This window comes from Clostridium nigeriense, from assembly GCF_050585245.1.
GTDB classification, from domain to species: Bacteria; Bacillota; Clostridia; order Clostridiales; family Clostridiaceae; genus Clostridium; species Clostridium nigeriense_A.
In genome coordinates, this window is sequence record NZ_JBNOOF010000011.1 from 76,913 (window position 1) to 93,107 (window position 16,195).

8 protein-coding genes are annotated in these 16,195 nt (G+C 31.0%); all 8 read right to left on the reverse strand.

Annotated features, from left to right (window positions below):
* Positions 1-51 precede the first annotated feature (51 nt).
* The gene (locus ACQPUY_RS15275; protein ID WP_430842489.1) at positions 52-1,647 is read right to left on the reverse strand and encodes a peptide chain release factor 3; all 1,596 of its coding nucleotides are present in this window, start codon (positions 1,645-1,647) and stop codon (positions 52-54) included.
* Between the two features lie 174 nt (positions 1,648-1,821).
* Entirely contained in the window at positions 1,822-3,870 is a 2,049-nt protein-coding gene (locus ACQPUY_RS15280) for an LPXTG cell wall anchor domain-containing protein (RefSeq protein ID WP_430842491.1), read from the reverse strand.
* A 229-nt stretch (positions 3,871-4,099) separates the two neighbouring features.
* Positions 4,100-10,582, reverse strand: coding sequence for an endo-alpha-N-acetylgalactosaminidase family protein (locus tag ACQPUY_RS15285; protein WP_430842493.1), 6,483 nt, complete (start codon positions 10,580-10,582; stop codon positions 4,100-4,102).
* Positions 10,583-10,900: 318 nt separating this feature from the next.
* Positions 10,901-12,136 carry an MFS transporter gene (locus ACQPUY_RS15290; RefSeq protein WP_430842495.1) on the reverse strand — a complete coding sequence of 412 codons (1,236 nt, stop codon included), beginning with the start codon at positions 12,134-12,136 and terminating at the stop codon, positions 10,901-10,903.
* Between the two features lie 20 nt (positions 12,137-12,156).
* Positions 12,157-12,942: an ABC transporter ATP-binding protein gene (locus tag ACQPUY_RS15295; protein WP_430842497.1), complete on the reverse strand. Its 786-nt coding sequence runs from the start codon at positions 12,940-12,942 to the stop codon at positions 12,157-12,159.
* 2 nt (positions 12,943-12,944) lie between these two features.
* On the reverse strand, positions 12,945-13,952 hold the full coding sequence (locus tag ACQPUY_RS15300; RefSeq protein ID WP_430842499.1) for a FecCD family ABC transporter permease: 1,008 nt from the start codon (positions 13,950-13,952) through the stop codon (positions 12,945-12,947).
* A complete protein-coding gene (locus ACQPUY_RS15305; protein WP_430842501.1) occupies positions 13,952-14,944 on the reverse strand; it encodes a FecCD family ABC transporter permease in 993 nt (330 codons plus the stop codon). The genes ACQPUY_RS15300 and ACQPUY_RS15305 overlap by 1 nt, the downstream gene beginning before the upstream one ends.
* Positions 14,931-15,881: an iron-hydroxamate ABC transporter substrate-binding protein gene (locus ACQPUY_RS15310; protein ID WP_430842503.1), complete on the reverse strand. Its 951-nt coding sequence runs from the start codon at positions 15,879-15,881 to the stop codon at positions 14,931-14,933. Before ACQPUY_RS15310 ends, ACQPUY_RS15305 begins: the two co-directional genes overlap by 14 nt.
* Positions 15,882-16,195: the final 314 nt, after the last annotated feature.

Sequence of the window (16,195 nt, forward strand, 5' to 3'; positions counted from 1 at the left end):
CATTTTACTGCAAAAACCAAAAAAAGGGAATATATATTCCCTATTTTTAAATTATTCTTCGCTTTTACCTACTCCTGAAAGTACTAAGCCCTTATTGTGGTCTAATGCCCAGCTAATCCCCCAGTCATTTTGGAATATAAGGATATTTCTATCTTTGAAGTCCTTAACCTTCTTAGTATCTGAAGTTAAGTTTAGTTTTTCCATATCTATATCTTTATTTTCTATCCATCTTACATATCTAAATGGAAGTCTATCCATCTTTATATCAACGTTGTATTCATTTTTTAATCTGTATTCTAAAACCTCGAATTGAAGTACACCAACAACTCCAACTATGATTTCTTCCATACCTATGAATGATTCTTTAAATACTTGGATTGCTCCTTCTTGTGCTATTTGAGTAACACCTTTTACGAATTGTTTTCTCTTCATAGAATCTACTGGTCTAACTCTTGCAAAGTGTTCTGGTGCGAAGGTTGGAATTCCTTCGAATTTGAACTTCTTTGATGCTGAACATAGAGTATCTCCTATTGAGAATATACCTGGATCGAATACCCCAATTATATCTCCTGCATAGGCTTCTTCTACTATTTCTCTATCTTGTGCCATAAATTGTTGTGGTTGAGAAAGTTTAATTTTCTTTCCCCCTTGCATATGATAAACATCTGCTCCTTTTTCAAACTTTCCTGAACAAATTCTCATAAATGCAATTCTATCTCTATGAGCCTTATTCATATTTGCTTGAATCTTAAATACAAAGGCAGAGAAGTTATTATCAAATGGATCTATCTCTCCAATGCTTGAATGTCTTGGAAGTGGTGCTGTAGTCATATCTAAGAAGTGCTCTAAGAATGGCTCAACTCCAAAGTTAGTTAATGCTGATCCAAAGAATACTGGTGTTAATTCTCCTGATCTAACCTTTTCTAAATCTAACTCATCTCCAGCTATATCTAGAAGTTCTATGTCTTCCATTAGCTTATCGTGAAGAGCTTCTCCTAAAATTTCTCTAAATTTAGGATCATCTACTGAACCTTCAATAGAATCTACTGCACTTTGACCATGGTTTCCTGCTGAAAAGGCAATAATTCTATTGTTGTCCCTTTCGTAAACTCCTTTAAACTCTTTACCAGAACCTATTGGCCAGTTCATTGGATATGTTTTTATTCCAAGTTCATTTTCTATTTCTTCTAATAATTCAAATGGATCCTTAGCTTCTCTATCTAACTTGTTTATAAAAGTAAATATAGGCATTTCTCTAAGGGATGCAACATGGAATAGCTTTCTAGTTTGATCTTCTATACCCTTTGCTCCATCTACCACCATAACTGCACTATCTGCTGCCATAAGTGTTCTATATGTATCTTCTGAGAAGTCTTGGTGACCTGGTGTATCTAATATATTTATACAATGTCCTCTATAATTAAATTGCATTACTGATGAAGTAACTGAGATACCTCTTTGCTTTTCTATTTCCATCCAGTCAGACACTGCATGAGCTGAAGCTTTTCTAGCCTTAACTGAACCTGCAAGTCTTATAGCTCCTCCGTATAATAGGAACTTTTCTGTTAATGTAGTTTTACCTGCATCTGGGTGGGATATAATAGCAAAGGTTCTTCTCTTTTCTATTTCATTTATATAATCTGCCAAGGGCTTTTCCTCCTTAAATAAAAATTGACGTTACTTTAGTTAAATCTTTAATTCTCTAATTATTCATTATACCCTAAAGTTAGTAAATTTAAAATGTATTTTTTGGGACTATATAAATAAATCCATGCACTAATTTTAACTTAATGCATGGATTTAAAATACTCTTAATTTATATTAAGCATGTCTTTTTTTTCTAAATAACATACTCCCACCAACTACTGCAGCTACTCCTAATGCAAATATTACTGAACTTGATACTACTGCACCTGTATTAGGTAAAGTTTCTTTTCCAGTTTCAGTATTATTCTTATCTTCTGGCTCAGTTTTGTTTTCATTCTTATCAATTACATTGCTATCATCTAACTTTTCAGCTATAACATATTTTGAGAAATGTGAAGTTATAAATGTAACTTTATTTCCATCAACTTTAGTTTCCATTGCTTCAAAATTCTTTTCAGCATCATTGTAATAATAAACTACAATATTATCTTTATTCAGTCCTTCAAGATCTTTATCAGCTAAGCTAATTATTATTTCAGCTTGTCCATCCTTAAAGTTATGAATAAAAGTACTGCCATCTTCTTTGCTAACTATTAAATTAAAGTCAAATACCTTATTAACGCCTTTTATATCTTTTAATATTTCAGAATTTTCTATTACATCTAATCTAATTGTAACATCCTTAGCACCTTCTAAAAGACTCTTATCTATTACTGATAATGGTAAGTTTAATTGAACTCCATTATTTATAGTAATATTTAAAGATCCTGTTCCATTTTTTAATGATTCAACATCTTTTATTGTTATATCTACCTTCTTAACTAAAGAATCAGTATTAACATTAATTTCATTCTTTTCGTTAGGATTAATCTTTGATACTTCTGCAACAACCTTATCATCTGAAGGTTTAATTACTACATTATCATTATTATCTGGAGTCTCAGGAGTTTCTGGAACTTCTGGTACAAAAGGTTGATTTGGAGTATTTTTTTGCATTACTACTATACATGGTGCTTCTCCATTATATGTATCAAATATATAGTTATTTTCAATACCACTTAAATATGTGTAATTTTCTACATATTCACCAACAAGTACATCACTTAAATCGTATAATACTTCTGTGTTAGCACCAGTTAATTTTACAAGTTCTAATTTTTCATCATTTAAACTTAAAAGTATTTTACTATTTCCATCTAAGCTTGATACTGTACCTATATTGTTAATGCTGTTAACCAGCTCATATCTATCTCCATTTGGTTGATAAATATTTAATGTAGGTATATATCCATCTTTAACATACTGACTTATATATAAGTATTCTCCATTAACTTCCATATAAGCACCAGCGATACCTATTCCTTCATCTATACTCCTATGTGTTTCAACACCATCTTTAGTAACCTTTATAATTTCAAAATTCATACTAAATTCATCATCAGTTTCGGTAAATATATATAAGTCCCCATTATCTACCGTGTATATAGGCTGTAAAGTTATTTCATTAGTTCTTATAAATACATAATCTCCAAATATTAATCCAGAATAATGTTCTGATATATTTTCATTAGTATAGTTAACATAAAATTCAATAACAGACTTTTCATTATTTCTATAACTTAAATCTATATAAATTCTTTCATTTCCATTTACATATTCAGAATAATATTCATCAACACCCTCTAACTTCTTATCTTTAATTGTTAAATTAAGTCCTGTTTTATTATTAATTTTTTGAAGAACTTCTTCTTTTTCATCATCAGACCATACTTTTGAATCTTCTTCTCCATATTCCAATAAAGAATTGTATTCTTCCTCTGTTATGTCATATATCTTCTTTTCATTTAAATTTATTTTTTTATACTCATTTTTTGATGAATCATCACCATAATTTAATAAAGCTACAGCTACAGTATTGTCAGACCTTGACTCTATTAAATCAACTTGATAACTATCTTCTACCTCATATAAAATAGTCTCTTTACCATTTTCAACTAAAGAAACAGTTATTTTTTGATTATTTTCACTATCTATACTTTTATACGCTAAGATCATCTTATTTTCATATGCTAAAGAATTAAGCAGTTGTTTATTTTCTATAGTATAAAATTCATATTCTCCTTCTGCTGCTTTTACTTCTTTCACAAAAAAGTCACCAGATACTAAACTAATTAGCATCATAAAAGTTAATAATCTCGCTAAGTATAATTTAATTTTTCTCATAACTTCCCTCCAACTATAATATTTTGCATAAATAATTATATTATACACTTTTACCTTATTCAACCATATAATATCTTTATTTCCACAATTTATTCTCAATTTTCTTACTTATATATACATATTTCTATACCAATTTATATAATATTATAAAATAAAAAACATAATGAAAAAGGATATGATATGGCTTTCTTTTTGAATGCCATTCATACCCTATTTTCACTAATTTATATTAAGCATGTTTTCTTTTTTTAAATAACATAGTCCCACCAACAGCAACTACTCCTATTGCTAAAACTAATATTATTGTGCTAGATACTCTTGAACCTGTTGCAGGTAACTTTGGAGCATCTGAAGGATTTCCAAGCTCTTTATTCAATAATTTTGTAACATTAACAAGATCTTTTAAAGCTTTATCTACTTCTTGTTGTGTTGCATTTTTATCGTTAATAACTTTATCTGCTGTTTTTAATGCTTCTTGATATTTTCCCCAGTTTTCTTTTGAATGATTTGCTTCTTTATAATATGCTAAGCTTTCTTTATAGAATTTTTCTAACTTAGATTTATCCACCTTAGAAGCTTCTGGTTTTTCTGTTTCTACTTCTACTAGATTACCTTTAGCTGTTTTTAATGCTAATAGAGCATTATCTATTTCTGATTGTGTTGCTCCATTATTATATGCATCTTTTGCTGCTTTCAATGCACTTATAAATGCATCTTTTTCTGCTCCATCTTTATATTTATCTAAGTCAAGCTTTTCGTATTCTGCAATTACAATTCCTAATTCGCTTTTGTCAACTTCTTCTATGTCTAATAATTTTAATGCTGCTTGTGCCTCTGTAAGAGTTTTAACTGCATTATTTATTTCATCTTGTGAAGCTGCATTATCTATTAATGCTTTTGCATCTTCTAATGCTTTTACAAATGCGTCTTTTTCTGATCCATCCTCATACTTAGTTAAATCAACCTTTTCTGAGTTTGTAATAGCCTTTTCTAATTCTGTATAATCTAAATTGTTGTTTTCAACAGTTACTGTAGCTTCTGCTGTTAGACCTGCTGCATTTGTTATTTTAATCTTAGCAGTTCCTAAGTTTACTGCTGTTAGAACACCATTTTGATTTACTTTTACTACATTTTCATCAGAAGAACTCCATACTATACCTTTTAGAACAGTATTTTCTGGATGCTTTGGAGTTAATGTCACCTTTTCACCTATATTCATTGTTACATCTTCTAAGCTTACAGTATCTGCAACCTTGTGTAGCATAATTGGTGCAACTTCTGCTATTGCTGCAAAATTTCCTCTACCTTTTTCTACATAAATTTTAATTGTTTTTGCAGTAAGCACTTGGTCAAACTTAGCAGTTATCCATGCTCCTCCTTGCATCTCTGAATCTGAAACAGTAATAGAATCTGATGTTTCTAAAATATTTCCTTCTGAATCTAAAATTTCATATTTGAATTGTTGTACAATACCATTGTTTGCACTTGGTCTTTGTTGGAATTTAAATCCTCCAATTTCCATTTCTTTTCCTAGATCTACAGTTAAGATTGCTGGATTAGCTTGACTTACAGTAAAGCCTGTGCCATTCCACTGTGAATGCCAATAAGTAGATGAATCTCCATCTGTAGCTGCAGAAGCTATTCCACTTCCTGCTCCTTCTCCTGTTGCCTCTTCTGTATTTGCACTTGAACTTATGCTGCTAAATTCTTCTCTTGGAATATCTATTACAACATCGTCTACAATCTTCATTTCAAATACAACTTCTTTTCCATCTGGAAGTGTTGCTGTAATAGTTGCATTTCCTGCTTTTAATGCTTTTACAACATTTGCATCTTTATCTACAACTGCTACTTCTTCATCACTTGAATTCCACTTGATTTTATCTAAACCACTTCCATATATTGTAGCAGTTTCTCCCTTATAAAGATTTGTACTTGATATTGTAGCTGCAACAGCATCTTTATCTTCTGTGATTACAAGATTGTCTAAAGTAAAATCTGTTTGTCCCATAGAACCGCTTCCTGCTTTACTTCCATTTTCATAAAGACCAATCCAAGTTTGTCCACTTCCACTACCAATTACTTGCATCTTCACATGCTTAGTTTCAGTTTCTCCATGAGCTGCTTCAAGATATTGATCTTCTGTAGGAGCTGTATAATTTGTTCCTTCTCCAATAACCATAGCATATGCTTTATCTGGTCCTGATTGATAATCAAATTCTACATTATATACTTTTCCTGCTTCAAAACGGAAATTTTGTGGAAGTGTTTGATAAATTATTCCAGTATTTGCTCCGTGATGCTTTAATGACCAATTTCCTTCAATTACATCATCAATTACTCTTCCATTCCATCCTGCTTGTGTATATGGAGCATTTAATTGTGATAAATGTGTTACAGGATCTGAAATTCCTTGTGCAGAACTTAATACAAATGGATATAATCCTTGTACTACTGTTTCAAAATCCTGCTTAAATGTTCCATCTTCTTGGAAGTTATTTAATGTCTTTTCTACAATACGGATGTCATCCATATAAGTAGATCCTTCTCCAGCTGCTCTAGATAGAGTTAATTCTGCTGTTTCATTCTCAGCTGTAAATGAAATTTGCATACGTTGCATTTTACTTCCATTCTTTTGGTCAGATTGTACATAGTTGTTTAAAATAGAACGTCCAGTATAATTAGAAACTGTTTTACTTCCTGTATTTACTTCTATAGTTGCCTTTTCATCACTGTTATTTTCTACATATACTTCTGCTACATAATTTGTATTTTTCTTTAATCCTGAAATAGTTGTACTTACAGATACATCTTCAGAAGGACTATTAAATGCTAGTCTTTGATCTCCTGTATTTGCCTTTTCTATTACAACTGATTCATCATTGATATCTCCTGACCATTCATCTTGAGATAATTTTTCTCCTGCTGCATACCCATTAAAGCCTGGGTCTACTACATAATCATATTCTCCAAAATCATTTTTTAGTTCTTTAACTTCAGAACCTTTTGATAATACGTATGCTGTTGCTGCTTTAGCTTCTAAAGTTATAGAGCCATTATTTACAGGAATACTTACTTCATTTATACGTCCTTGGTCAGATAACTCATACATTACAACATTTCCAAGGCCTTCCCATCCTTCTGGAAGTTCCCATGTTGTTTTTCCACCATCTAAATTCCAATGGTATAATTTTTCTGTTCCATCTTCATCTGTCCATGGTAATAAATAGGTAACATCATTTAATACTACTTTTCCATTTAAAGTTATTGTACGTTCAATATTATCGTCACTTCTTTGTTCTTCATTTCTTGTTACAACAACTGTATCTCCTGCATCATTTTTTAATGTAATTTGTTTTTCATGATTTCCTACAGGTGATTGTCCTTCTTCATAGTTTTCCCAATCTGTTACATAGTAATGTTGCAAGAATTTAGTAGGTAGGTTTTGATTAAATGTTTGCACTATATAGTTATTAAAGTCTTTATCTCCACCCCATCCTTCAAATCCATATAATCTGTAACCTCCAAGTAATGGATTATCTGCTGTTCCTCCAAATGCAGGATAATTTAAAACTTGAGAATCTCTTTGATCATTTCTGATAAAACGGATAATATCACTGTTATAACCCTTTGAAGTTGCACCACCATAAACTGCATCTGTTGACCAGTGTTGCCATGTGGAGTCATACTCTCCTTGTGCACTAAATTCTGTTGAGAATCTCCAACCAAGGGAATTAATTTCTTTTGCAATATTTCTTGTTTCCCATGCATCTTGATACCATACATCAAGATAAATGAAATCCATATTATCTTCACGGCTTTCAGCATCAGCCTTAATTTCTTCTTTACTTGCAGTTACTTCACCTAGTGAATCTTCTACTGCATCTGGCCATTCTCTATTGTAGAAGCTTGTTCCATTTATACGATCATATAATTGTACAAATCTCTTCCATCTTGCTTGAGTTGATAAATCCCAAAGTTTATCAATTACTTGTGACTGATCTAGCCATCCCCATCCATTTGAAAATGGTTTTTGTAACATATCTTCATTAAATGAAGCTGCTTCTGGATATGCTTCTTGTGCATTAACGTGAATACCAATTTCTGTGTTATAGTCATGTGCAATTTTAATTAAATCTTGGAAATCTTCTACTCCGCCTTCACGTTCTGCAATATCTGCATATTCTGAATTGGCAGAATCATGGCCTTCATTTCCATATCCTTTTAACATAACTGATTGTGGAAGTCCATCTGTTGCAAGATATACTTTTTTAATATTATCAGCTGTTGTTAAGTAAGGATTAGATGCCATACTTGCAAAGTTCATAACAATACGGTAATTTACCATATCCTTAATTACTTCTGATTCATAAGGAATATTCATAATATCACGGAATGCTAGTGCTCCATCATTCCAGTCAATATCTCCATCTCCATTTTCATCTGCTGCAATAGCAACTTTTGTAATTGGTAAATCACTTACTGGATAATCTTCGTAGTTTGCTGCTGCAGCTTGGCCTTTTTTATCTCCTAATTCATAGTACCATGGAGCACTTGTAAGACTCATTGTATCTGCACCATTGTTTATTACAACACGTTTATCTCCTTCAGCTTCTGAATTACTGAAAAGACCTGCGCTTAAATTGCTATTTGTAAGGAATCCGTATAAATAAGAATCTGTTTTTGATGGAACAAATCCATTTTCAAAATCAATAAATACGTCTCCAGTTGATGTTGTAGTTGTAGATGCTTTTGCTCCTGCAAAATTAGCACCTTCTTCTACAGCATCTACTGTTAAAAGATTTAACCCCGGAACATCAATTGTTGCTATCTTAGCACAACCTTCTGCCTTATTAAGCTCTGTTACCTCCCATGTTAAATCATTTTCTTTTACACTTACTTTTATTTTCATATCTAAATTTATGTTATTTTCAGTATTTTCAACATGCATTGAATATATTCTATAATCTGCTTTTGTTTCTTCAACTGTAACTGTTGGTTCAATTGTTACACCATTAATTGCTACAGTATTAAGTTTAGTTTCATTACCACGCATATATTGGTCTTTAATTTCTACTCCATCTTTAAGTAATTGATATCTAGCAACTACTGGGAATGTTTTTCCAATATATACTTTCATTGTATCTGATGCAATACTATCATATTCTGTTAAATCTAATTCTTCTTTTTCTTCCAATATAATATCTACTACATTGTTTTTCTCTTCAACATTTACTACTTTAGAATATGCCTTATAACCAGCCTTTGTAACAGCCATATTATGTTCTCCAACTTCCAAGCCATCAAGCTGATAATTTCCATTTGCATCACTTTTAACTGACTTTGTTCCTATACGTATAACTGCTTCAGAAATTGGATTTCCATCTTTATCTGAAACACTTCCTGATACAGGTACAAGTTTTGTATATACTTCTTCAAATTTTTGACCTTGACGCTCTGCAGCAAATACCCAATTATCATTCATTGCGCTTGTTTCACCATATTTTACATTTGCAAATGAAATCGAAGTTGCCCCATTTGTCTTTACACCAAATCTTCCTTTTCCAGAAGTCTTATCTGAAAAGGAAATTAAAGATTGGTTAGTAACTCTAACTGTAGTTCCATTAACAGTTATAGATAATGTCTCACGATTTAAGGATACAGACATTTGCAATTCTTGACCCTCTACTGGTTCTGGAAGACCTGATATTGTTGGGTATGCTTCTTTACCGTCTAACTTATATTGATAATACCACTTACTACTTGAATCATGTCCTACATATAACCAGTTGTTATCGTCTACATAAGTATAAAAAACTCCCCAGTTACTACTTGGTTTTAATTTTAATGATAGTTCCCCTGATGCTTCCATCCTCTTATCATTATCAAGTAATAAAATTGGTGCTGCTACTGTTGCATTTCCATAAGCATGTCCACTACTATTATTAGCCCCACCCGTCAATTTAAACCACTTTTCACCTTGTTCAGATGGTTCTTCTGGATCTTCTTTATCTGAAACTACTACTGATGGTTCCCATACTTGACCTGCAAGATTATCTTTATATAATGTCCAAGCATTGTAATCTGAGTACTTATCACTTCCAACTGTTACATCTGAAAAATAGATATCAGTATACTGTGTACCATATGTGGCAGCACCAAATCCAACTTTTCCTTGTTGAGCTTTTAAGCTAATAAAATCAGCTGCATTAATTATTGCTTCTCCACTCACACCACTTGTCTTATTATCTACTTTTATTTTAAGTCCACTTTCATTGTACTCTGCACTTATATTCACAATATCATCTTGATTCATTTCTGGCAGACCTGTAATTCCTGGATAGCCTGTTTTATCACCATTCTTATATTCTATAAACCATCCAGATGCTCCATCATATGCCACATATGACCAATGGGTATCGTCTACATATTTGTTTACAAAACGAAATCTTGTATCACTTTTAGCACTTCCTACTTTAATTTGAAAGCTAATTGACTCATCTGTAATATCTTTTTTATCTGATAATACGAATAACTCTGGGTTTGTACTGCCAAAATGTCCATTACCATTACCACTTCCAGCCTTTATATGTGCCATTGTTTTTGGCGCTGCCAAAACACTTAAAGACGGAAATATACATGTGCAAAATACAGCTAAAGCTGTTGCTGCAGCTCCAAGTCTTTTCTTACTTCTTTTAAGAATATTAACCATACCTATCACTTTCCTTTCTATGAGCTTTGGAATTATGATACTTCACCTCCATATTTTTTGTTTATTCCCCTTTATACCTTTTCTTCTGTTTGTGGAACCTATAAAAATACATTATATTTATGTATTTTTTTACATATATGGTTCAATTTAATTATATATTAGTTTTCAATAAATATATATTAGTATCTTGCTAAGTTATCTATCTATTTTGAGAACTTACAGTTTACATTATTTTTAATATTAAAAATAGCTCCAATTTAACATAAATCATATGGGATTATGTCCAATTAGAGCTATTTCATTAATTTTCTATTTATTTTAATTTATTTCTCTTGCATTCCATTTAACAAATAATATAAGTCCAAGATTTATTACTGCTGTTACAGATAAAATAATTGCTATTGGTATTCCCATATCTATTACTTGTCCGAATAATAACTGTCCTGGTGCAACACTTATTGTTGCAACTGCTACTGAAAAAGCAGATATTCTTCCAAGCATATCTCCTGGAACTTCCTTTTGTATAAAAGTTAATGTTAGAACATTTGATAATGAAAGTGATAACATAATTGCCATACCACCTACAGCAAATAAAGCTGCTAATATATAATTGCTTACTTTAATGCTAGTTAGGGTAGACATTAATATAACCCCTGCAATCATAGGAAAATATGTATAGTGAACTTTTTTCATAGAAAACATCTTTGGTTTCAATGTTATCCAAAGTCCTCCTAAAATCATACCTAAAACACATATTCCTTCTACTATTCCATATATTTCTGATGGTAGTCCTAGTAATATATTTATAAAATATGGGGCAACTATTGATAGTATTGGCACTAAGAAAACATTACATAAAGCATATGAAGCTATAATTCCAAGTACAATTTTCTTTTCTTTCTTTAAATAGATAAAGCTATTTTTCATATCTATAAAAGAATCTTTAACGAACCCAAATGAAAATATCTTATTATGTGATTTTTTTACTTCTATATCTGGTATATCTAAAAACATTTCCATTATAGCTGAAAATAAAAAGCTTATTGCATTAACTACTACTATAATTTTTATTCCAAATATTCCATATAAAATCCCTGCTATTATTGGTCCTGCAAAATTAACTATAGACCCTACTTGATTTATGATTCCATTTGCACTTGTTAACTTATCTTCTTCAACTACCTGTGGAATTGAAGCTGTAACTGCTGGGCCATATAATGTATAACATATTGATAATATAAACATAACAAGTCCAACTATATATGTATTATCCATATTTCTATATAGAACAAAGGAATATCCTCCTATTATTAATGCGCAGAAAAAATCTAAGTAAACCATTATCTTTTTTCTATTAACATTATCTGAAAGCATACCAGCTATTGGTGCAAATATAATATAAGGTATTGTTGATATTGCTAGTATATTTGCAAAGGTTGCTGTGTTTCCTGTAAACTCCAATAAATATAGTGACATACTAAATCTTTGAATAGCATTACCAAATAAAGATATAATTTGCCCTATTACTATTATTATAAAATTTTTATTTCTCATTTTTACCTACCTTTAAAATATTATCTTAAAAGCTCATAATCCATACAAATTGGGTAACTGCCATCTTCACTTAATTGAAGCTTAGCATCTATTCCATAAATTTCCTTTAGATTTTCTTTATTTATAACCTCTATAGGTCTCCCCTTGCATACTATCTTTCCTTCTTTAAGCCCTATTATGTTATCTGCAAATCTACATGCATTATTAAGCTCATGTAAAACTATTACTACTGTTATTTGTTTTTCTCTATTTAGTTTTTGTAAAACTTCTAAGACTTCAAGCTGATAAGACATATCTAAGTAAGTTGTTGGCTCATCAAGCATTATAATATCTGTTTCTTGAGCTAAGGTCATAGCAATCCAAGCTCTTTGTCTTTGTCCTCCAGATAAATTTTCTACTTCTCTATCTGCAAAATCAGAAAGTCCTGTTTCTTCTATTGCCCAATCAATAATATCTTTATCATGGTTATTAAGTCCACCTATCATTTTTTGATGAGGAAATCTTCCAAAGGCAACAAGTTCTCTTACTGTAAGTCCACTTGGGCAAACTGGTCCCTGAGGAAGGAAAGCAACTTCTCTTGCTATATCTTTTTCTTTTATTTTCTTTATATTTTTATTATTTATAAGAATATCTCCACTTTTAGGCTTATTAATTCTAGCTATAGTTTTAAGTAAAGTTGATTTTCCGCACCCATTGGCTCCAATTATTATACTTATTTTTCCCTTTGGTATTGATAAGTTCATATCTTCAATTATGGTATTGCTTTCGTAGGCAACACTTAATTTTTTTACACTAATAGCTTCCATAATTATTGCTCCTTCATCATTAAATAAATAAAATATGGTACTCCAAATATTGATACTGTTATTCCCACTGGAATTTCAATTGGAGAAAATAAATTTCTTGAAACTGCGTCTGCAAGAAGAACTATAATAACACTTATTATTGCTGATATTACAACAAAATGTTTATGATAAGGACCAACTAACTTTCTTGCAATATGTGGAGATATAAGTCCTAAGAATCCTATATTTCCTGCAAAGGCTGTTGCTGTTCCTGCTAATATTACTGCAAAGCTTAAAAACTTTTTTCTTTCCTTTTCTATATTTAAACCTAATGATATTGCTAGCTCATCTGAAAGGTTTAAAACATCTAATTTTTTATGATTTAATAAAACTAATATAAACATAAATGCTACTATTGGTACTATTACTTTTGCATAGCTCCATCCTGATCCCCAAAGGCTTCCTGATGTCCAAACTAAAACCCTGTTATAATCACCAACCCCACCTCTAAAAGTAAAGAAGGTAATAAAAGCATTAAGTCCTGCATTTAATCCAATTCCTATTAATAAAAGTCTTTTTGGTTTTATGCCTTTTCTGCTAGATAGTATATATATTATAAATGAAGAAACTCCAGCTCCAACTATCGCCATAAATGGTAGTACAAAGATAGAAAGCTGTCCAAGTTCACTATAATAAGACCCTGTTTGGTAAGTTATAAATATTACTGCTGCTACTGCTGCTCCAGCATTTATCCCTATTATTCCTGTATCTGCTAAATCATTTTTAGTTATAGTTTGAAGAATTGCACCTGCTGTTGATAATGCAATTGCTACAAAGGCTCCAACTAAAAGTCTTGGTAATCTAATACTTAATATTGCTGTGTTTTGAAGCTTAGTTCCATTTCCAAGAAGTGTGTTTATAACATCTAAAACTGAAACTTTATATGTACCCCAGCATAATGTAACTGCAAAGGAGATAATTAATAAGACTAATAAAACTATTAAAGATATTTTAAATTTCTTTTTCTTCATTATCCCCTCTCCTTTCTAGCTACTGATATGAAAAATGGTATTCCAATAAGAGCTGTAAATACTCCAATTGGAGTTTCATAAGGATCAAATAACATCCTTGCTGCAATATCTGCATAAGTTAAAAGAACTGCACCAAGTAAAAATGAACATGGTATATTTCTTCTGTAATCTTCTCCTAATATTTTTCTAACTATTTGTGGAACAATAAGTCCAACAAAAGCTATATTTTTTCCAACTGCTACTGCTGCTGCGCACATTGGTATCATAATCATAAGGGTTGTAAATCTTATTTTTTCTGGATTTTCTCCAAGTCCAATTGCAACATCATCTCCAAGATTTAATATATTTATCTTTGGTGATAATAATATTGCTATTATAAGTCCTATAATTCCTACAATAAATACTAATCTAAAATCTGCCCAAGTTGCATTTCTAAATCCTCCAGATACCCAAAAGCCTATCATTTGAGATTGGTTTGATAATAATCCTATTATTGTAGTTAATGAAATAAAAAATGTACTCATAGCTGTTCCTGCTAAAAGTATTTTTGCAATTGAATTATTATTTGCTTTTTTTGATATAAATCCTAAAACGATAATTCCAGTTATAAGTGCTCCTATAAAAGATGCTATCATTACATTTCTTGTATTTATTGCAATGCCTGTAGCATAAAAAATTGCTATAACTAAAGTTGCTCCTTGGCTAACCCCTAAGATAGATGGTTCTGCTATTGGATTTCTTGTAACTCCTTGAATCATTGCCCCTGTTACTCCTAATATACCTCCTGTTAGTAATACAGAAAGTGCCCTTGGAATACGTACATCTCTAACTAACATAAGTTCTAAAGTTTCGCTGTAATTAAAAATGCTATCCCAAATTTCAGAAAAACCAATATGAACTGATCCTAGCCTTACAGCTAGAACCAGTCCTCCTATTAAAAGTAACAAACTACAAATTACAAATATTGTTGTATGTTTCTTACTTTGTTTCATTTAACATGTCACCTATTTCATCTACTAATATTTCTCTTCCTATTGGGCTATATCCTTGGTTAAAGTATGGTGATGCTGTTAGCTTAACTACTTTTCCTTCTTTTACAGCAGGTAGGCTATTCCAAATTGCATTGCTTTGAAGTTGAGCATAATCTTCATCTGTTGTAATTAAGAATATATAATCAGTATTAATTGATGCTAATCCTTCATATGTAACAACTGGAAGGCTTATATCGCTTTGTTCTGGCATTCCTGATGGTTTAGCAAGTCCCATATCTTCATATAATACGCTACCAAATCCAGCACCATCAAACACGAAGAATTGACCACCGCTTGCTAAGAATGAAAGATATGTAGTATCATTTCCATATTCTGCTTTAATCTTATCACCAGCTTCTTTAGCCTTTGCTTCATAATCTTCTAACCACTTATTAGCTGCATCTTCTTTATTAAATACCTTTGCAAAAGCTTTAACATCTTCTTTCCAGTCTAAAGCTTCTAATTGAATCATAACTGTTGGAGCTATTTCACTTAATTGATCGTACATTTTTTCTTGAACTGTTGATATAACTATTAAATCTGGGTTTAGGTTCATAACTGCTTCTATATCCATAGTATCTTGCATACTATATCCTAATATTTCTGCTCCACTTAATGTATCTTCTAAATATGATGGGAACTTAGTATAATCATAAGCATCACTATTTGCAGTTCCTACTACTTTATATCCTAAAATTGATAAAATATCACTATTACCACTTAAATCTACTATTCTTTGAGGTTCTGCCGGTATTTCAACATCTCCTTTTACATCTGTAACTGTTACTTTCTCTTCTGATGACTTCTCTTCACTTGTACCACCATTAACTCCGCATCCTACAAGCATTATAGCAGTCATACATGAAACTACTAATGTCTTTAATAAATTTTTCTTCATTGTATACCTCCATCAATGTAGCTAATTTTTTTACTACTCTTTTACCTGTTTTTGATTGTATATGATATTCATTCTCATTACAATCTTTGCAACTAATTTAATAATTTTATCATCTATTAGGATAATTTTTGCTATAATATATGTTATTATAACAATAGTATAACCACTCCGTGAATTAAAAATTAATAATTAATAATGAAAAAAGAACTAAAGGTAATAGTTCCTCGTTCCTCGGAATTAAGAATTTTTATTTCGTTGAATTGGAGTTTATGACTGAAAAAGAAATAGATATCTTTTATATTTGTCTATTACTT

What these genes read in the sequence shown, in the direction of transcription:
- ACQPUY_RS15290 (WP_430842495.1), bottom strand. Translation starts at nt 12,136, where the DNA reads ATGAGAAATAAAAATTTTATAATAATAGTAATAGGGCAAATTATATCT.
- ACQPUY_RS15295 (WP_430842497.1), bottom strand. Translation starts at nt 12,942, where the DNA reads ATGGAAGCTATTAGTGTAAAAAAATTAAGTGTTGCCTACGAAAGCAAT.
- ACQPUY_RS15310 (WP_430842503.1), bottom strand. Translation starts at nt 15,881, where the DNA reads ATGAAGAAAAATTTATTAAAGACATTAGTAGTTTCATGTATGACTGCT.
- ACQPUY_RS15285 (WP_430842493.1), bottom strand. Translation starts at nt 10,582, where the DNA reads ATGGTTAATATTCTTAAAAGAAGTAAGAAAAGACTTGGAGCTGCAGCA.
- ACQPUY_RS15305 (WP_430842501.1), bottom strand. Translation starts at nt 14,944, where the DNA reads ATGAAACAAAGTAAGAAACATACAACAATATTTGTAATTTGTAGTTTG.
- ACQPUY_RS15280 (WP_430842491.1), bottom strand. Translation starts at nt 3,870, where the DNA reads ATGAGAAAAATTAAATTATACTTAGCGAGATTATTAACTTTTATGATG.
- ACQPUY_RS15300 (WP_430842499.1), bottom strand. Translation starts at nt 13,952, where the DNA reads ATGAAGAAAAAGAAATTTAAAATATCTTTAATAGTTTTATTAGTCTTA.